We start from the raw sequence: 16,518 nt of genomic DNA on the forward strand, positions 1-16,518 counted from the left end.
CGCTCTCCAGGACTCATCATGTACAGTAAATTAAAAGGTATGACCATCAAGGCAAAGGTATGCATCGGATTCGCAGCGATCCTGTTGCTGATGGTGGTCTTGACAGGGATCGGCGTCAGCCGGGTCAACAAGGTTTCTTCCAGCCTGATCACCATCGGCGACGTCAACAGCGTCAAGCAGCGCTACGCCATCAACTTCCGGGGAAGCGTACATGATCGGGCGATCAGCCTGCGCGATGTGACGCTGGTCGGCAGCGACACCGAACTGAAGGCGGCCGTGGCCGACATCGCGCGCTTGGCTTCCGACTATGAAAAGTCCGCCGTGCTGCTGGACAAGATGATTGCCGAGGGGAGCGACACCACCGCTGAAGAACGGCAAATCCTTGCCGGCATCAAGGACGTCGAAGCCCGCACGCTGCCGCTGGTGTCCCAGGTGATCGCCTTGCGAGAAGCGGGCGAACTCGACCGTGCGAAAGAAGTCATGCTCAAGGATGCCCGTCCGGCCTTCGTGGAATGGCTGGCCAGGATCAACCAGTATATCGACTTGAAGGAAAAGGCGAACCAGTCCGAATCGGCGCGCGCACGCGAGGTCGCGAGCGGGTTCGAGACGCTGATGCTGATCATGTGCGCAGCCGCCGTCATCACCGGGGTACTGGTGGCCGCAATCATCGTGCGCGCAATTTTGAGGGCGCTCGGCGGAGAGCCGGCGAAGGCCAGCGCCATTGCCAACAGCATTGCCGCCGGCGACCTGGCGGTGACGATCGACACCGACGGCAGCAGGCGCTCGAGCGTGTTGTACGCCATGAGCGAGATGCGCGACAGCCTCCTCCGGATCGTGGCGGAGGTCCGTCTCAGCGCGCAGGCGATCTCCGCCGCGACCGGCGAGATCGCCTCGGGCAACCTCAACCTGTCGTCCCGCACCGAGCTGCAGGCGTCCTCGCTCCAGGAGACTGCCTCGTCGATGGAACAACTGACCGCGACGGTCAGGCAGAATGCGGACAATGCGCTCCAGGCCAATCAGCTGGCCGTCTCCGCCGCCACCGTGGCGCGCAAGGGCGGCGAGGTTGTCTCGCAGGTGGTGGACACCATGGATTCGATCAATGCCTCGGCCAAGAAGATCGTCGACATTATCAGCGTGATCGACGGCATCGCGTTCCAGACCAACATCCTGGCGCTGAATGCGGCGGTCGAAGCAGCGCGCGCCGGCGAACAGGGGCGCGGTTTCGCGGTCGTGGCGACCGAAGTACGCAACCTGGCGCAGCGCTCCGCGGCGGCGGCCAAGGAGATCAAGGCGCTGATCGGCGATTCGGTCGGCAAGGTCGACGCCGGAAGCCGGCTGGTCGCCGACGCGGGCGCCACCATGGATGAAATCGTCACCAGTGTGAACCGCGTGACCGACATCATGGCCGAGATCACGGCGGCGAGCCAGGAGCAGAGCGCGGGTATCGAGCAGGTCAACCGCGCGATCAGCCAGATGGACCAGGTGACGCAGCAGAACGCGGCGCTGGTCGAGGAAGCCGCCACCGGGGCCGGCGCGCTGCGGGCGCAGGCGGAAAAGCTGGGCAGCGTGGTCGCGATTTTCAAACTGGGCGATGGCGGCAAGCGCGGCCGCCAGCCCGCCCTCCTGCACTGAGCGCAGTTCGCCGGCGGCGCGGGCCGGCTGGAGCCGGAGCCGGCATGACAAAGGACGCCCGCGGGCGTCCTTTGCCTTGTTGCGTTTTCCACGGTGCTCGGGCCGTGGCGGTGGGTTCGAATCGAGGAACTCGCATTCTTCGAACGACGTCGTCGGTATCGCCTGGCTGGAACAGCATTCCTGTCGTTCCGGGCGCTGCAGGAAAGGCGCTTCAGCCGCCGGCGCGCTTCGGCTGATGGCCGTGCTTCCTGAGGGTCTCCATCACCAGGTCGCAGTGGTCGCCCTGGATCTCGATCACGCCGTCTTTCACGGTGCCGCCCGCGCCGCATGCGGTGCGCAGCTGCTTGCCCAGGAGAGCCAATGCAGCGGCATCGAGCGCAAGCCCCTTGACGAGGGTGACGCTCTTGCCGCCCCGCCCCTTCGTCTGGCGCGAAACACGTACCACGCCGTTCCCGGTGGGCACAGCTTGTTCCTTGCACCTGCACGCCGCGAGGGGCTGGCGGCATCCGGGACACATGCGCCCGCCATCGGTGGAATAGACCAGGCCGCTGTTGGAATTGCTCTTCATTATTTGTTCAGGATTTTTTACGGGGCGGGCGTGCAACCCGATGTCATTCGCCGAGCCTGTCCAGCGATGCAAGGAACTTGCGCGCATCCTGGTAGCCTATCACCCGGCTATCGGGAATCTCGCGCCCGTCCCTGTCGAACAGGATAATGCCCGGCGGCCCGAACAGGCCGAAGCGCTTGAGCATCGCCTTGTCGTCCGCGTTGTTGGCCGTGACGTCGACCTGCAGCAGGATGGTGTTGGCCAGCTTGCCCTGCACCGCCGGGTCGATGAAGGTCAGTTTTTCCATCTCCTTGCAGGACACGCACCAGTCGGCGTAGAAGTCGAGCATGGCCGTCCTGCCGCCGGTGTTCGCCAGCACGGCGTCGAGCTCGGCGACGTTTTTCACCCGCTTGAATTCCAGGTGCTGGGGCGCGCCGCCGCGCAGATGGGCCAGCGGGGCCAGGGCGTCGCGCCCGCCGCTGGCCACGCCGACCAGCTGCATCGCGCCCAGCACGGTGAAAGCCGCGCCGGCGGCCATCGACGCCCAGTGGCGGTGACGGCGCAGCAGGTAGAAGCCGTAGCCGAACAGCAGCGCGGACCACAGCAGCATCTGGGCCGCGGCCGGGATCACCGGCGACACCAGCCACAGGGCCATGGCCAGCATCAGCACGCCGAACAGGCGTTTGACGCCTTCCATCCACGCGCCCGCGCGCGGCAGCAGCGAGCCGGCCGACACGCCCACCAGCAGCAGCGGAATGCTCATGCCGATCGCCATCGCGAACAGGGCGGAGCCGCCGATCAGCACGTCGCGCGTCTGGCTGATGTAGACCAGGGCGCCGGCCAGCGGCGCGGCCACGCAGGGGCCGACGATCAGGGCCGAGATCGCCCCCATCGCGAACACGCCGGCCAGCTTGCCCGAGGCCTGGCGGCCCGACACATGGGCCAGGCGCGTCTGGAAGGCGGCGGGGACCTGCAATTCGTAGAAGCCGAACATCGACAGGGCCATGCCGACGATCAGCACGGCGAACGCGCCCAGCACCCAGGGGTTCTGCAAGGCGGCGGCCAGGCCTTCGCCGACCAGGCCGGCGGCGATGCCGAGCGCGGTGTAGACGATGGCCATGCCGAGCGAGTACGCGAGCGACAGCACGAAGCCGCGCGAGCGGCGTACCTGCCCGCCTTCGCCGACGATGATCGAGGACAGGATCGGCACCATGGGCAGGACGCAGGGCGTGAAGGCCAGGCCCAGGCCGAGCAGCACGAAGGCCGGAATGATCGCCAGCAGGCGGCCGCCATGGAGGATCCCGGCGATGGTGGAGAGGTCGGATTCCGGGGCCGTGCCTGCTGGCGCCGGAGCGGGGTTAACCGCGGCGGCCGGTGCGCGCTCGGCAGCGGGCGTGGACGACAGGGGCACCGACATCGCCGGCCCCTCCCCGGCCGCGGCGCCGATCGGCAGCGGCGGCCGCGCCTGCGTTGTTCCCCCGGCGCCCGCGTTCAGGAAGGCCGTGTGCTCCTGCGGCGGATAGCACAGGCCCGCGTCCGCGCAGCCCTGGCTGGTGGCGGCCAGCGTGAAGTTGCCGCTTCCTTCGACCGGAATGCGGATCGTCAGCGTGCCCTTGTAGGTCTCGACCTCCTTCTGGAAGGTCTCGTCGAACTTGACTTTGCCTGGCGGGATCTGCGGCGTGCCGAGCGTGGCGCCGCTGGCCTTGAAGCCGAAGCGCTCGCGGTACATGTAGTAGCCGTCGGCGATCTGGTAAGTCACTTCCAGGGTCTGCGGATCGGCCATGCGGGCGGCGAAGCGGAAGGCCAGCGAAGGGTCGAGGAAGTCCTGCTCGGCGCGCGCGGGCGCTGCAAGGAGCAAGGCAAAGGCGGCGAACAGCGTCAGGCAGGCCTGCAGCAGGCCACGCACGGAGAAACGGGTCATGGTATCGAGTCAGTTGTTACAGCGCATCGGCATGGTACACCGGCTGGGCTGTGCGCGCCTGTGGCGAAGCTTAAATGCACCGGCGCGGGCGATGGCGGCGGCAGGGGCCGCCATCGAAGAGCACGCGGGAGATGACGGCCGCCGGCACGCCTTCCTGGGCCAGCATGGATTCGGCGCGCCGTACCGCGCCGCGCTTGAGGATGGTCAGGGCGGCGTTCACGTAGGCGGCGAAGACATGGTTGTGCCGGCGGCAGGCCGGGCCCCCATCGGACGATGGCTTGCTGCGCGCGGATTTCGTCCTCGAAAAATAGTGCCTGCGCCTGGCAGGCTTACCCAGCACGCGGGTGACGGTCTCCTGCGCGACACCGTGCCCGATCAGCTCCGCCGCCGCGCCGAACGGGCCGTGCGAGGCGGCCGCATTCAGCGCCGCATCGATGAGTAAAGCAGTCTGTTTGTCGGCCCGCCTGTTCATCGAGAAAGCATGTGCCATCGAAGAACGGTCACGTTTGACGAGTATCAATCGATTGGGTGGCCGACCACGCGGCCCCACAGAGGAAAAGAGAGCGCAAGGACGAAAAAAAAACCAGGCCGAAGCCTGGTTTCTTGAAGACCTGACTGATTACTCAGCGGTCGGTGCTTCTTCAGCGGTGCCCGGTTCCGGACGGTCCAGCAGCTCGACGTAGGCCATCGGTGCGTTGTCGCCAACGCGGAAGCCCATCTTCAGGATGCGCAGGTAGCCGCCATTGCGGTTAGCGTAGCGCGGGCCCAGTTCAGCGAACAGCTTCTGGACGATTTCGCGGTCGCGCAGGCGAGCGAAAGCCAGGCGCTTGTTTGCCAGGGTGTCGGTCTTGCCCAGGGTCAGGATCGGCTCGACAACGCGGCGCAGTTCCTTTGCCTTCGGCACGGTGGTCTTGATGGCTTCGTGACGCAGCAGCGAAACGGTCATGTTGCGCAGCATTGCCAGACGGTGGGACGAGGTACGGTTCAGTTTACGAAGGCCGTGACGGTGACGCATGGTAAATCCTTTCGAGTGTTTTCAATTCCAGTTCTTCGATCGTTCACGCTTGCGCGTGACCGCGGACCGGTTCGGGGGTTAAAACCGCCCGGACAAAGCGTCCAGGCGGGGTACTGCAAAACGGCGGAGATTACTTCTCGAGACCAGCCGGCGGCCAGTTTTCGAGTTTCATGCCCAGGGTCAGGCCGCGCGACGCGAGGACTTCCTTGATTTCGTTGAGCGACTTGCGGCCCAGGTTCGGGGTCTTCAGCAGTTCGTTTTCCGAACGCTGGATCAGGTCGCCGATGTAGTAGATGTTCTCGGCCTTCAGGCAGTTTGCCGAACGGACGGTCAGTTCCAGGTCGTCCACCGGACGCAGCAGGATCGGATCGACCAGCGGAGCGCGCGACGGTGCTTCCGCGGCGGCTTCGGTGCCTTCCAGGGCGGCGAACACGTTCAGCTGGTCCACCAGGACGCGTGCCGACTGGCGGATCGCTTCTTCCGGGGTGATCACGCCGTTGGTTTCGATGTTGATGATCAGCTTGTCCAGGTCGGTACGCTGCTCGACGCGGGCCGATTCCACGGCGTAGGACACACGGCGCACCGGCGAGAACGACGCGTCCAGGATGATGCGGCCGATGGTCTTGTTGGTGTCTTCCGACAGGCGGCGCACGTTGCCCGGCACATAGCCACGGCCCTTCTCGACCTTGATCTGCATGTCCAGCTTGCCGCCGGCGGTCAGGTGAGCGATCACGTGATCCGGGTTGATCAGTTCCACGTCATGCGGCAGGTCGATGTCCGAAGCCAAGACGGCGCCTTCGCCTTCCTTCTTCAGGGTCAGGGTGACGGAATCACGGTTGTGCACCTTGAACACAACGCCCTTCAGGTTCAGCAGCAGGTCGACCACGTCTTCCTGCACGCCGTCCAGCGACGAGTACTCGTGCACGACGCCGGCGATCGTCACTTCGGTCGGGGCATAGCCGACCATCGACGACAGCAGGACGCGGCGCAGCGCGTTGCCCAGGGTGTGACCATAGCCACGCTCGAACGGCTCCATCACGACTTTGGCGTGACCGGCGCCCAGTGCTTCGACATCGATGATACGTGGCTTCAACAGACTATTTTGCATGAAATGTCCTTTTCAATACCCTCGGCTCGTTACACCGATAAGGCTGATGGCATTAATGAGAACGCCTGCGGGGGGCAGGCGGTGATACGAAATCGGGTTTGAACGAGTGAGATGGAAGCTTGAAACTCTTTGCGGCGCCAACCCTAGGTTGCTGCGGCCGCACCACCGCACGTCGTTCCCGCGGAGGCGGGAACCCAAGTTCGTGGCTAAGCCGGCAAACTTGGGTCCCCGCCTTCGCGGGGATGACATTTTGGGCGACTCGCGTCGCCCAAAATGTCAATTAACGCGAGTACAGTTCGACGATCAGCGCTTCGTTGACGTCAGCAGCGATCTCGTTACGCTCCGGGAACGAACGGAAGGTGCCTTCGAACTTCTTGGCATCGACCGAGACCCAGCTCGGGAAACCGACTTGCTCGGCCAGCGACAGGGCTTCAGCGATACGCACTTGCTTCTTGGCCTTTTCGCGCACGGCGATGACGTCGCCGGTCTTGACCTGGTACGAAGCGATGTTCACGACGTTACCGTTGACGGTGAAGGCCTTGTGGCTCACCAGCTGGCGCGCTTCAGCGCGGGTCGAGCCGAAGCCCATGCGGTAAGCGACGTTGTCCAGGCGCGATTCCAGCAGCTTCAGCAGGGTTTCGCCGGTGTTGCCCTTGCGGCGCGACGCTTCAGCGAAGTAGCGGCGGAACTGACGCTCGAGCACGCCGTAGATACGCTTGACCTTCTGCTTTTCACGCAGCTGGTTGCCGTAGTCCGAGGTGCGGGCACCCGACTTGACGCCGTGCTGGCCTGGCTTGACGTCCAGTTTGCACTTCGAATCGAGCGAGCGGCGTGCGCTCTTCAGGAACAGGTCGGTGCCTTCACGGCGCGACAGTTTTGCTTTTGGTCCGATATAACGTGCCACGTTAGATACCTTTATAAATTAATCACGCCCCAGCGGCGCATAAACGCCCAGGCGCTAGTCCGGTCCATAGCTGGCCGGACGTGGCTTAAACAAATCGCCCGCCAAACGAAATGGCAGGCGACAAGAGCCGGGCAGTATACCCTATTTCGGGCAACTGCACCGGCATTCTTTGCAACACAACGGAGCGTTTGTTCGGTTCCCTCGTGTGGGAACCTCACCCCGCGCGTGTCGTATTAGATACGACGACGCTTCGGCGGACGGCAGCCGTTGTGCGGAACCGGGGTCACGTCCTGGATCTCGGTGATCTTGATGCCCAGGTTGTTCAGCGCGCGCACAGCCGACTCACGGCCCGGGCCTGGGCCCTTGATACGCACTTCCAGGTTCTTCACGCCCGACTCCTGAGCGACCTTGCCTGCAGCTTCGGCAGCAACCTGCGCTGCGAACGGGGTCGACTTGCGCGAGCCCTTGAAGCCGGCGCCGCCGGAGGTTGCCCACGACAGAGCGTTGCCCTGACGGTCGGTGATCGTGATGATCGTGTTGTTGAAGGACGCGTGCACGTGGGCGATACCCTCGGCAACGTTCTTCTTGACTTTCTTGCGGACGCGAGCTGCTGCTGCGCTGCTTTGTTGCTTGGCCATGGTCAGGTTCCTAGATTATTTCTTGAGCGATTGTGCGGCCTTGCGCGGACCTTTGCGGGTACGTGCATTGGTACGGGTACGCTGGCCGCGCACCGGCAGACCCTTACGGTGACGCATGCCGCGGTAGCAGCCCAGGTCCATCAGACGCTTGATGTTCATGGACAGTTCACGGCGCAGGTCGCCTTCCACGACAAACTTCGCAACTTCGTCGCGCAGCTTCTCGAGTTCGTTATCGTCCAGGTCCTTGACCTTCTTGTTGGTCGCGATACCGGTTGCGTCGCAGATCTTCTGCGAACGCGGACGGCCAATACCGTAGATCGCCGTCAGGCCGATAACAGTGTGCTGATGATTTGGGATGTTAACCCCTGCAATACGTGCCATTCGATATTCCTCGTATTAACCTTGACGCTGCTTGTGACGCGGCTCGACGCAGATCACACGGACCACGCCCTTGCGCTTGATGATCTTGCAGTTGCGGCAGATCCGCTTGACTGAAGCGTTAACTTTCATTTTGCACTCTCTTCGGTTCGTTTACTTGATGATTTTTTTACTTGGTGCGGAACACAATGCGGGCCCGGGAAAGGTCGTACGGGGTCAGTTCCACCGTCACCTTGTCGCCCGGGAGAATGCGGATGTAATTCATCCGCATTTTACCCGAGATATGTCCCAGCACCACGTGCCCGTTTTCCAGCTTCACGCGAAATGTCGCGTTCGGGAGATTCTCGAGAATCTCCCCTTGCATTTGGATGACGTCGTCTTTTGCCATTCGCTCTATGCACTCCCCGCTTATCGCGTCGGAATTCCGCCCTTGAAGTTAGCCTTGCGCAGCAGCGATTCATATTGCTGCGACATGACGTAGTTCTGCACTTGTGCCATGAAGTCCATCGTCACCACCACGATGATCAGGAGCGACGTGCCGCCGAAGTAGAAGGGAACCTTCCACTGGGCAGTCATGAACTCCGGCACCAGGCACACCAGGGTGATATAGACCGCACCGGCAAGGGTCAGGCGCATCAGGATCTTGTCGATGTAGCGGGCAGTCTGCTCGCCCGGACGGATGCCCGGAACGAATGCGCCGCTCTTCTTCAAGTTGTCCGCCGTCTCCTTGCTGTTGAATACCAGCGCGGTGTAGAAGAAGCAGAAGAACACGATCGCCACCGCATACAGCAACGCGTGGATCGGCTCGCCTGGCGCCATCGACGCTGCAAGATCCTTCAGGAACCCGATAACCGGGCCACTGGAGTCCTTGCCGCGCGTGAACCAGTCGACGATCGTTGCCGGGAACAGGATGATCGACGAAGCGAAGATCGGCGGAATCACGCCTGCCATGTTCAGCTTCAAGGGCAGGTGGCTGGTTTGGCCACCATAGATCTTGTTGCCGACCTGGCGTTTGGCGTAGTTAACCAGGATCTTGCGCTGGCCGCGTTCGACGAACACGACACCGAAAGTCACCGCCACCACCAGCGCGACGATCAGGATCGCCGAGAAGCTGCCGATCGAACCGTTCGACACCAGGGTGAACAAGCCGCCCAGGGCCGAAGGCAGACCTGCTGCGATACCGGCAAAGATGATGATCGAGATGCCGTTGCCGAGACCGCGTTCGGTGATCTGCTCGCCCAGCCACATGAGGAACATGGTGCCGGTCAGGAGGGTCGTCACAGTGACGAAGCGGAAGCCCATGCCCGGATCGAGCACGAGTCCCGGCTGCGCCTCGAGCGCGACCGCGATGCCGAACGCCTGGAACAGCGCCAGTGCCACCGTGAAGTAACGGGTGTACTGGGTGATCTTGCGGCGGCCAGCTTCGCCTTCCTTCTTCAGTGCCTCCAGTTGCGGCGAGACGATCGATGCGAGCTGCATGATGATCGAAGCCGAAATGTAAGGCATGATGCCGAGCGCGAACACGGTAAAGCGGGACAAGGCGCCGCCCGAGAACATGTTGAACATGCCCAGGATGCCGCCTTCGTTCTGCTTGAACAGCGACGCAAGCTGCACCGGGTCAATCCCGGGGACCGGGATATGAGCACCGATGCGGTACACGACCAATGCGCCAAGCAAAAACCACAGCCGGCCCCAGGGGAAGCCGGAAGCGGCGCTTTTACCAAGTTGTGAATTAGTCGCCAATTTTTGCTCCGATCAGGCAGGTCGCAATTAAGCGACCGAACCGCCAGCTGCTTCGATCGCCGCTTTCGCGCCGGCGGTCGCCTTCAGGCCCTTGAGGTTCACCGCTTTGGTGATCTCGCCGGACAGGATGACGCGCACGTCACGTGCCACGACCGGCAGGATGCCTGCCTGCTTCAGCACCAGGATGTCGACGTCGCCGACAGCCAGGGCGTTCAGGTCCGACAGACGCACTTCAGCCTTGAACGATGCGTTCAGCGACTTGAAGCCGCGCTTCGGCAGACGACGCTGCAGAGGCATCTGACCGCCTTCGAAGCCGACTTTGTGGAAGCCGCCCGAACGCGATTTCTGACCCTTGTGACCGCGGCCGGCAGTCTTGCCCAGGCCCGAGCCGATACCGCGGCCAACGCGACGCTTCGCGTGCTTGGCGCCGTCAGCTGGTTGAATGGTATTGAGTTCCATTGATTTCTCCGTACGTAAGCCGCGGCTTACGAAACAACTTTAACGAGGTACGCGACTTTGTTGATCATGCCACGCACGGACGGGGTGTCCTGCAGCTCGGAGACCGAGTTGACACGACGCAGACCCAGGCCGCGCACGGTGGCACGGTGATCCTGACGGGTACCGATCAGGCCCTTGACGAGCTTGACTTTGACAGTGTTTGCCATGTTTGTTCCCCTTAACCCAGGATGTCTTCAACCGACTTGCCGCGCTTGGCAGCGATGTCAGCCGGAGTGCTCATTTTTGCCAGACCGTCGAGGGTGGCGCGAACCAGGTTGTACGGGTTCGACGAACCGGTCGACTTGGCGACCACGTCGGTCACGCCCATCACCTCGAAGATAGCGCGCATTGCGCCACCAGCGATCACGCCGGTACCCGGCTTGGCCGGCGACATCATGACGCGCGAGGCGCCGTGACGACCGGTAACGGTGTGGTGCAGCGTACCGTTCTTGAGGGGCACCTTGATCAGGTTGCGGCGGGCTTCTTCCATCGCTTTTTGCACGCCGACAGGAACTTCCTTCGACTTGCCTTTGCCCATGCCGATGCGGCCATCGCCGTCACCGACAACGGTCAGCGCTGCAAAACCCATGATACGACCACCCTTGACCACTTTGGTCACGCGGTTGATCGCGATCATTTTCTCGCGCATGCCATCATCCGGCTTGTCGCTTGCCATTTTCGCTTGCATTTTTGCCATGACGATTCTTCCTTAGAACTTCAGACCGGCTTCACGCGCGGCTTCCGCCAGCGCCTTCACACGGCCGTGGTAACGGAAACCCGAGCGATCGAACGCAACTTCGGTGATTCCTGCTTTCAGTGCCTTCTCGGCGACGCGCTTGCCAACCAGGGCGGCAGCGGCAGCGTTGCCGCCTGCACCGCTCTTGCCTGCCAGTTCGGCGCGCACTTCCGCTTCCAGCGTCGAAGCCGACACCAGCACCTTTGCGTCCGGGCTGATCAGGTTCGCATAGATGTGCAGGTTGGTGCGGTGAACCGACAGACGGTTCACGCCCAGCTGGGCGATCTTGATGCGGGTTTGACGTCCGCGACGCAGACGCGATTCTTTCTTGTCCATCGTCAGCTCCGATTATTTCTTCTTGGTTTCTTTAAGCTTCACCACTTCGTCCGAATAACGGACACCCTTGCCTTTGTAAGGCTCAGGCGAGCGGTAAGCGCGCACTTCTGCGGCAACCTGGCCGACCTTTTGACGATCGATACCCTTGATCAGGATCTCGGTCGGGGTCGGGGTGACGGCAGTGACGCCTTCCGGCATCGCGTGCAGCACCGGGTGCGAGAAGCCCAGCGACAGGTTCAGGGCGTTGCCCTGCACAGCTGCCTTGTAGCCCACGCCCACCAGGTTCAGCTTCTTCTCGAAGCCCTTGGTGACGCCGGTAACCATGTTGTTGACCAGGGCGCGCAGGGTACCCGACATGGCGTTCGATTCACGCGAATCGTCCACCACGTCGAAGGTCAGCGTGCCGTTGTTGTTTTCCACTTTGACCAGGCCGTTCAGCGGCTGGGTCAGGGTGCCGAGCGGGCCCTTGACGGTGATCGACGACGCGTTGATCGCGACATCGGTACCTGCCGGGACGGCGATTGGCATCTTAGCTACTCGAGACATGTTTACTCCTTAAGCCACGTAGCACAGCACTTCGCCACCGACGCCGGTAGCACGTGCTTTGCGGTCGGTCATCACGCCCTGCGGGGTCGAGACGATTGCCACGCCCAGGCCATTCATGACCGACGGGATTTCATCCTTGCCCTTGTAGACGCGCAGGCCAGGACGGGACACGCGCTCGATGCGCTCGATGACCGGACGGCCGGTGTAATACTTCAAACCGATCTTCAGTTCCGACTTGCCACCTTCGGTGGACACGGCGAAATCTTCAATGTAACCCTCGTCCTTCAGGACGTTGGCAATGGCAACCTTGACTTTCGACGACGGCATTGCGACCGTGGTCTTCTGTACACCCTGTGCGTTGCGAATGCGGGTCAGCATATCGGCGATAGGATCGCTCATACTCATTGCTTATTCTCCTATTACCAGCTGGCTTTGGTGATACCCGGGATTTCGCCTTTCATGGCGAATTCACGGACTTTGGTGCGGGCCAGACCGAATTTACGGAAAGTGCCACGTGGACGGCCGGTGATGGCGCAGCGGTTACGCTGGCGGGTCGGGGCCGAGTTGCGCGGCAGCGCCTGCAGCTTCAGACGTGCTTCGTAACGCTCTTCTTCCGACTTCGACTGGTCGTTGATGATCGCTTTCAGAGCTGCACGCTTTGCGGCGAATTTCTCCACCAGGTCTGCACGCTTCTGTTCGCGGTTAATCAGTGCAAGTTTTGCCATGCTCTTAGTTCCTGAACGGGAATTTGAAGGCGGCGAGCAGCGCTTTGGCTTCTTCGTCGGTCTTAGCGGTGGTGGTGATCGAGATGTTCATGCCACGCAGCGCATCGATCTTGTCGTAATCGATTTCCGGGAAGATGATCTGCTCTTTGACGCCGATGTTGTAGTTGCCGCGGCCATCGAAGGATTTGCCGCTGACACCACGGAAGTCACGCACGCGCGGCAGGGCCACGGTGATGAAACGGTCCAGGAATTCGTACATGCGGGCGCCACGCAGGGTCACCATCGTACCGATCGGGTAGCCTTCGCGGATCTTGAAACCTGCGATTGCCTTGCGAGCCTTGGTGACGACCGGCTTCTGGCCGGCGATCTTGGTCAGGTCGCCGGTGGCGTGCTCGATGATCTTCTTGTCGGCGACAGCTTCCGACAGGCCCATGTTCAGGGTGATCTTGGTCAGGCGCGGCACTTCCATCACCGACTTGTAACCGAACTTCTCGGTCAGCTCGGCGACGACTTTTTCTTTGTAAATTGCTTGGAGACGGGCCATTGTTCTTACCCCTTCACTACTTCGCCGTTCGACTTGAAGACGCGGACTTTCTTGCCATCCACATCCTTGAAGCCAACGCGATCCGCCTTGCCGGTCGCTGCGTTGAACAGCGCGACGTTCGAGACGTGAATCGGCATAGTCTTGTCGACGATACCACCAGTGTTACCGGTCATCGGGTTCGGCTTGGTCGCTTTCTTGGCGACGTTGACGCCTTCGACGATGACGTGTTCAGCGTCTACACGCTTCTGAACGACGCCACGCTTGCCCTTGTCCTTACCGGCCAGAACGATGACTTCGTCGTTTTTACGAATCTTATCCATTGCGACTCCTTACAGAACTTCAGGTGCCAGGGACACGATCTTCATGAACTTCTCGGTACGCAGTTCGCGCGTCACCGGTCCGAAGATACGGGTACCGATCGGCTCCAGCTTGCTGTTCAGGAGCACGGCGGCGTTGCCGTCGAACTTGACCAGGGAACCGTCCTGGCGGCGCACACCTTTAGCGGTACGCACAACCACGGCGTTGTAAATTTCACCTTTTTTGACGCGACCACGCGGCGCAGCCACCTTGACGGTGACCTTGATGATGTCGCCAATGCTCGCATAACGGCGTTTGGAACCGCCCAACACCTTGATGCACAGAACTTCCTTGGCACCGGTGTTGTCGGCCACTTCGAGCCGGCTTTCGGTTTGAATCATAGTATTTTCTTTCCCAACTTAAGCCGTAGAAAACCCCACGGAGAACCGTGGGCCTGCGGTCAGTCTTGGTCCCGCCGGCACGCCCCTGCTGGAGCATGACGTTTGGGTGATTGGACTTTCCAATAACTTTCGCTACACAGGCCGCCGACATCGCGGGGACATACTGCGGCAACACATGAACGAAGCCCGCTAGTATCCCAGATACCAGCGGGCCACGCAAGACAAATTTTTAAGGCTTAGATGACCTGTGCTTGTTGCACAACACGGGTCACGGTCCAGGCCTTCGTCTTCGAGATCGGGCGACCTTCCGTGATCTCGACCGTGTCGCCGGTCTTGACCTGGTTGGTCTCGTCGTGCGCGTGGTACTTGTTCGAGCGCACGATGATCTTGCCATACAGCGGGTGCTTCACGTGACGCTCGATCAGGACGGTCACCGTCTTGTCCATTTTGTCGGACACGACCTTGCCGACCAGCGTACGCTTCAGCGCCGTTTTAGTGGTGTCGTTCATTTGGCTTCCTTCGAGTTCATCACAGTCTTCACACGCGCGATATCGCGACGTACTTTCTTGAGCTGCGCGGTGTTCGCCAGCTGCTGGGTAGCCAGCTGCATGCGCAGGCCGAACTGGGCCTTCAGCAGCTCATTCAGCTCCTTCTGCAGGGCGTCCTGGTCTTTGCCGCGGAGTTCCGATGCTTTCATATTCAACTCCTGTTATTGGCCGACTTGGCGCACCACGAAGGTGGTTGCCAGCGGCAGTTTGGCAGCGGCCAGGCGGAACGCTTCGCGCGCCAGTTCTTCTGCGACGCCGTCCATCTCGTACAGGACCTTGCCTGGCTGGATTTCAGCGACGTAGTACTCCGGGTTACCCTTACCGTTACCCATACGGACTTCGGCCGGCTTGTTCGAGATCGGCTTGTCCGGGAAGATACGGATCCAGATACGGCCGCCACGCTTGATGTGACGGGTCATCGCACGACGTGCAGCTTCGATCTGGCGTGCGGTGATACGGCCGCGGGCAACTGCCTTCAGGCCGAACTCGCCGAACGACACAGCGGTGCCGCGGGTGTGCGAAATGCCGGTGTTACGGCCCTTCTGCTCTTTACGATACTTTCTGCGGGATGGCTGCAGCATCTTTATTCTCCTGCTTTCTCAGCCGGCTTGGCAGCGGCGCGACGACCTGCTGGAGCGGCTCCTGGTTTGGCGCCCGGACGGCCACGGCCGGCTGGCTTGCCATCATCGCGGCGCGGGCCGCGTGGCTTCTTCTCGTCGGCCGGGACGTCGATCACAGGTGCTTCGCCCGTTGCCGAACGGTCGCCCTTGTAGACCCACACCTTGACGCCGATGATGCCGTAGGTGGTCGATGCTTCGCTGGTGCCGTAGTCGATATCGGCGCGCAGGGTGTGCAGCGGCACACGGCCTTCGCGGTACCATTCGGTACGTGCGATCTCGATGCCGTTCAGGCGGCCCGACGACATGATCTTGATGCCGACGGCGCCCAGGCGCATTGCGTTCTGCATGGCGCGCTTCATCGCGCGGCGGAACATGATGCGCTTTTCGAGCTGCTGCGAGATCGAGTCGGCGATCAGCTGCGAGTCGATTTCCGGCTTGCGGATCTCTTCGATATTGACGTGCACGGGCACGCCCATGATCTTCGTCAGCGACGACTTCAGCACTTCGATGTCTTCGCCCTTCTTGCCGATCACGACGCCAGGACGCGACGAGTAGATCGTGAAGCGTGCGTTCTTGGCAGGACGCTCGATGACGATGCGGCCGACCGAAGCGTTCTTCAGCTTCTTCTTCAGGAAAGCGCGCGCTTCCAGGTCTTCCTTCAGCATCTCGGCGAAGTTGCCGTTGCCAGCGTACCAGCGCGATGCCCAGTTACGGGTGACCGCCAGGCGGAAGCCGGTTGGGTGGATTTTCTGACCCATCGTATGACCCCTTAGTTACCGACAGTCACGTAGATGTGACAGGATTGTTTCGAAATGCGATCGCCGCGGCCCTTCGCACGTGCGGTGAAGCGCTTCAGGATCGGGCCCTTTTCGACGTAGATCTGGGTGACCTTCAGCTCGTCGATGTCCGCGCCATCGTTGTGCTCGGCGTTGGCGATTGCCGACTCGAGCACCTTCTTGATGATGGTCGCGCCCTTCTTCGGGCTGAACTGCAGAATGTTGAGTGCTGCGTCAACTTTCTTACCACGGATCAGGTCGGCAACCAGGCGGCCCTTCTGTTCCGACAGGCGCACGCCTTTGAGGATAGCTTTAGTTTCCATTATTTTTTCGCCTTCTTGTCAGCGGCGTGGCCCTTGAACGTACGGGTCAGCGCGAATTCGCCGAGCTTGTGGCCGACCATGTTCTCCGAGACGTACACCGGCACGTGCAGCTTGCCGTTGTGGACAGCGATCGTCAGACCGATGAAGTCCGGGGTGATCGTCGAGCGGCGCGACCAGGTTTTGACTGGCTTCTTGTCTTTGGTCGCTTGCGCGGCTTCGACTTTCTTCACCAGGTGGGCGTCAATGAACGGCCCTTTTTTCAATGAACGAGTCATGTTTTAT

Annotated in this window: 28 protein-coding genes; 1 reads left to right on the plus strand and 27 read right to left on the minus strand. The window is 61.6% G+C overall.

Features of this window, described 5'->3' with window-relative positions:
- Window positions 1-90 precede the first annotated feature (90 nt).
- Window positions 91-1,632 carry a methyl-accepting chemotaxis protein gene (locus KBW98_RS24130; RefSeq protein WP_373888906.1) on the plus strand — a complete coding sequence of 514 codons (1,542 nt, stop codon included), beginning with the start codon at window positions 91-93 and terminating at the stop codon, window positions 1,630-1,632.
- 211 nt (window positions 1,633-1,843) lie between these two features.
- Here the strand turns inward: KBW98_RS24130 and KBW98_RS05070 are convergent, their stop codons facing one another.
- From KBW98_RS05070 to rpsS, 27 genes are all read right to left on the minus strand, one after another.
- Window positions 1,844-2,200, minus strand: a complete 357-nt coding sequence (locus tag KBW98_RS05070) for a translation initiation factor Sui1 (RefSeq protein WP_211519052.1) — start codon at window positions 2,198-2,200, stop codon at window positions 1,844-1,846.
- Window positions 2,201-2,243: 43 nt separating this feature from the next.
- Entirely contained in the window at window positions 2,244-4,100 is a 1,857-nt protein-coding gene (dsbD, locus tag KBW98_RS05075) for a protein-disulfide reductase DsbD (protein ID WP_211519053.1), read from the minus strand.
- A 70-nt stretch (window positions 4,101-4,170) separates the two neighbouring features.
- Window positions 4,171-4,590: a hypothetical protein gene (locus KBW98_RS05080; RefSeq protein ID WP_211519054.1), complete on the minus strand. Its 420-nt coding sequence runs from the start codon at window positions 4,588-4,590 to the stop codon at window positions 4,171-4,173.
- A 129-nt stretch (window positions 4,591-4,719) separates the two neighbouring features.
- On the minus strand, window positions 4,720-5,115 hold the full coding sequence (rplQ, locus tag KBW98_RS05085; protein WP_211519055.1) for a 50S ribosomal protein L17: 396 nt from the start codon (window positions 5,113-5,115) through the stop codon (window positions 4,720-4,722).
- A 130-nt stretch (window positions 5,116-5,245) separates the two neighbouring features.
- On the minus strand, window positions 5,246-6,223 hold the full coding sequence (locus KBW98_RS05090) for a DNA-directed RNA polymerase subunit alpha (protein WP_005663401.1): 978 nt from the start codon (window positions 6,221-6,223) through the stop codon (window positions 5,246-5,248).
- Between the two features lie 280 nt (window positions 6,224-6,503).
- On the minus strand, window positions 6,504-7,127 hold the full coding sequence (gene rpsD / locus KBW98_RS05095) for a 30S ribosomal protein S4 (RefSeq protein WP_211519056.1): 624 nt from the start codon (window positions 7,125-7,127) through the stop codon (window positions 6,504-6,506).
- Between the two features lie 233 nt (window positions 7,128-7,360).
- Window positions 7,361-7,765: a 30S ribosomal protein S11 gene (gene rpsK, locus KBW98_RS05100; RefSeq protein ID WP_005663404.1), complete on the minus strand. Its 405-nt coding sequence runs from the start codon at window positions 7,763-7,765 to the stop codon at window positions 7,361-7,363.
- 15 nt (window positions 7,766-7,780) lie between these two features.
- Window positions 7,781-8,146: a 30S ribosomal protein S13 gene (rpsM, locus tag KBW98_RS05105; RefSeq protein WP_036208931.1), complete on the minus strand. Its 366-nt coding sequence runs from the start codon at window positions 8,144-8,146 to the stop codon at window positions 7,781-7,783.
- Window positions 8,147-8,161: 15 nt separating this feature from the next.
- Window positions 8,162-8,275 carry a 50S ribosomal protein L36 gene (gene rpmJ, locus KBW98_RS05110; protein WP_005663407.1) on the minus strand — a complete coding sequence of 38 codons (114 nt, stop codon included), beginning with the start codon at window positions 8,273-8,275 and terminating at the stop codon, window positions 8,162-8,164.
- Window positions 8,276-8,312: 37 nt separating this feature from the next.
- On the minus strand, window positions 8,313-8,531 hold the full coding sequence (gene infA, locus KBW98_RS05115; RefSeq protein WP_005663428.1) for a translation initiation factor IF-1: 219 nt from the start codon (window positions 8,529-8,531) through the stop codon (window positions 8,313-8,315).
- A 20-nt stretch (window positions 8,532-8,551) separates the two neighbouring features.
- Window positions 8,552-9,886 (minus strand): preprotein translocase subunit SecY, encoded by a 1,335-nt coding sequence (gene secY, locus KBW98_RS05120; RefSeq protein ID WP_211519057.1) that lies wholly within the window; start codon window positions 9,884-9,886, stop codon window positions 8,552-8,554.
- A gap of 27 nt (window positions 9,887-9,913) precedes the next feature.
- Window positions 9,914-10,345, minus strand: coding sequence for a 50S ribosomal protein L15 (gene rplO / locus KBW98_RS05125; RefSeq protein ID WP_211519058.1), 432 nt, complete (start codon window positions 10,343-10,345; stop codon window positions 9,914-9,916).
- A 26-nt stretch (window positions 10,346-10,371) separates the two neighbouring features.
- Window positions 10,372-10,551 (minus strand): 50S ribosomal protein L30, encoded by a 180-nt coding sequence (rpmD, locus tag KBW98_RS05130; protein ID WP_036246278.1) that lies wholly within the window; start codon window positions 10,549-10,551, stop codon window positions 10,372-10,374.
- Window positions 10,552-10,562: 11 nt separating this feature from the next.
- The gene (rpsE, locus tag KBW98_RS05135) at window positions 10,563-11,081 is read right to left on the minus strand and encodes a 30S ribosomal protein S5 (RefSeq protein ID WP_026354944.1); all 519 of its coding nucleotides are present in this window, start codon (window positions 11,079-11,081) and stop codon (window positions 10,563-10,565) included.
- Between the two features lie 12 nt (window positions 11,082-11,093).
- Complete coding sequence (rplR, locus tag KBW98_RS05140) at window positions 11,094-11,456, minus strand: 50S ribosomal protein L18 (RefSeq protein WP_078034739.1); 363 nt, start codon at window positions 11,454-11,456, stop codon at window positions 11,094-11,096.
- Window positions 11,457-11,468: 12 nt separating this feature from the next.
- Complete coding sequence (gene rplF / locus KBW98_RS05145; protein WP_211519059.1) at window positions 11,469-12,002, minus strand: 50S ribosomal protein L6; 534 nt, start codon at window positions 12,000-12,002, stop codon at window positions 11,469-11,471.
- 9 nt (window positions 12,003-12,011) lie between these two features.
- On the minus strand, window positions 12,012-12,407 hold the full coding sequence (gene rpsH, locus KBW98_RS05150; RefSeq protein WP_211519060.1) for a 30S ribosomal protein S8: 396 nt from the start codon (window positions 12,405-12,407) through the stop codon (window positions 12,012-12,014).
- A gap of 14 nt (window positions 12,408-12,421) precedes the next feature.
- Window positions 12,422-12,727 (minus strand): 30S ribosomal protein S14, encoded by a 306-nt coding sequence (gene rpsN / locus KBW98_RS05155; RefSeq protein WP_211519061.1) that lies wholly within the window; start codon window positions 12,725-12,727, stop codon window positions 12,422-12,424.
- A 4-nt stretch (window positions 12,728-12,731) separates the two neighbouring features.
- On the minus strand, window positions 12,732-13,271 hold the full coding sequence (gene rplE, locus KBW98_RS05160) for a 50S ribosomal protein L5 (protein WP_211519062.1): 540 nt from the start codon (window positions 13,269-13,271) through the stop codon (window positions 12,732-12,734).
- Between the two features lie 5 nt (window positions 13,272-13,276).
- Window positions 13,277-13,591, minus strand: a complete 315-nt coding sequence (gene rplX, locus KBW98_RS05165; protein ID WP_211519063.1) for a 50S ribosomal protein L24 — start codon at window positions 13,589-13,591, stop codon at window positions 13,277-13,279.
- A 9-nt stretch (window positions 13,592-13,600) separates the two neighbouring features.
- Window positions 13,601-13,969, minus strand: coding sequence for a 50S ribosomal protein L14 (rplN, locus tag KBW98_RS05170; RefSeq protein WP_211519064.1), 369 nt, complete (start codon window positions 13,967-13,969; stop codon window positions 13,601-13,603).
- Window positions 13,970-14,205: 236 nt separating this feature from the next.
- Window positions 14,206-14,478 (minus strand): 30S ribosomal protein S17, encoded by a 273-nt coding sequence (gene rpsQ, locus KBW98_RS05175; RefSeq protein ID WP_027867253.1) that lies wholly within the window; start codon window positions 14,476-14,478, stop codon window positions 14,206-14,208.
- Window positions 14,475-14,666, minus strand: coding sequence for a 50S ribosomal protein L29 (gene rpmC, locus KBW98_RS05180; protein WP_211519065.1), 192 nt, complete (start codon window positions 14,664-14,666; stop codon window positions 14,475-14,477). Before rpmC ends, rpsQ begins: the two co-directional genes overlap by 4 nt.
- A 12-nt stretch (window positions 14,667-14,678) precedes the next feature.
- Window positions 14,679-15,098: a 50S ribosomal protein L16 gene (rplP, locus tag KBW98_RS05185; RefSeq protein WP_005663456.1), complete on the minus strand. Its 420-nt coding sequence runs from the start codon at window positions 15,096-15,098 to the stop codon at window positions 14,679-14,681.
- Window positions 15,099-15,100: 2 nt separating this feature from the next.
- Window positions 15,101-15,895 carry a 30S ribosomal protein S3 gene (rpsC, locus tag KBW98_RS05190; protein ID WP_211519066.1) on the minus strand — a complete coding sequence of 265 codons (795 nt, stop codon included), beginning with the start codon at window positions 15,893-15,895 and terminating at the stop codon, window positions 15,101-15,103.
- Window positions 15,896-15,906: 11 nt separating this feature from the next.
- A complete protein-coding gene (gene rplV, locus KBW98_RS05195; RefSeq protein ID WP_174348348.1) occupies window positions 15,907-16,239 on the minus strand; it encodes a 50S ribosomal protein L22 in 333 nt (110 codons plus the stop codon).
- Window positions 16,236-16,511 (minus strand): 30S ribosomal protein S19, encoded by a 276-nt coding sequence (gene rpsS / locus KBW98_RS05200; RefSeq protein ID WP_026354942.1) that lies wholly within the window; start codon window positions 16,509-16,511, stop codon window positions 16,236-16,238. Before rpsS ends, rplV begins: the two co-directional genes overlap by 4 nt.
- Window positions 16,512-16,518 lie beyond the last annotated feature (7 nt).

Origin of the sequence: Massilia sp. ST3 (assembly GCF_018119405.1) — a bacterium.
In the GTDB taxonomy this organism is placed as follows: domain Bacteria; phylum Pseudomonadota; class Gammaproteobacteria; order Burkholderiales; family Burkholderiaceae_D; genus Telluria.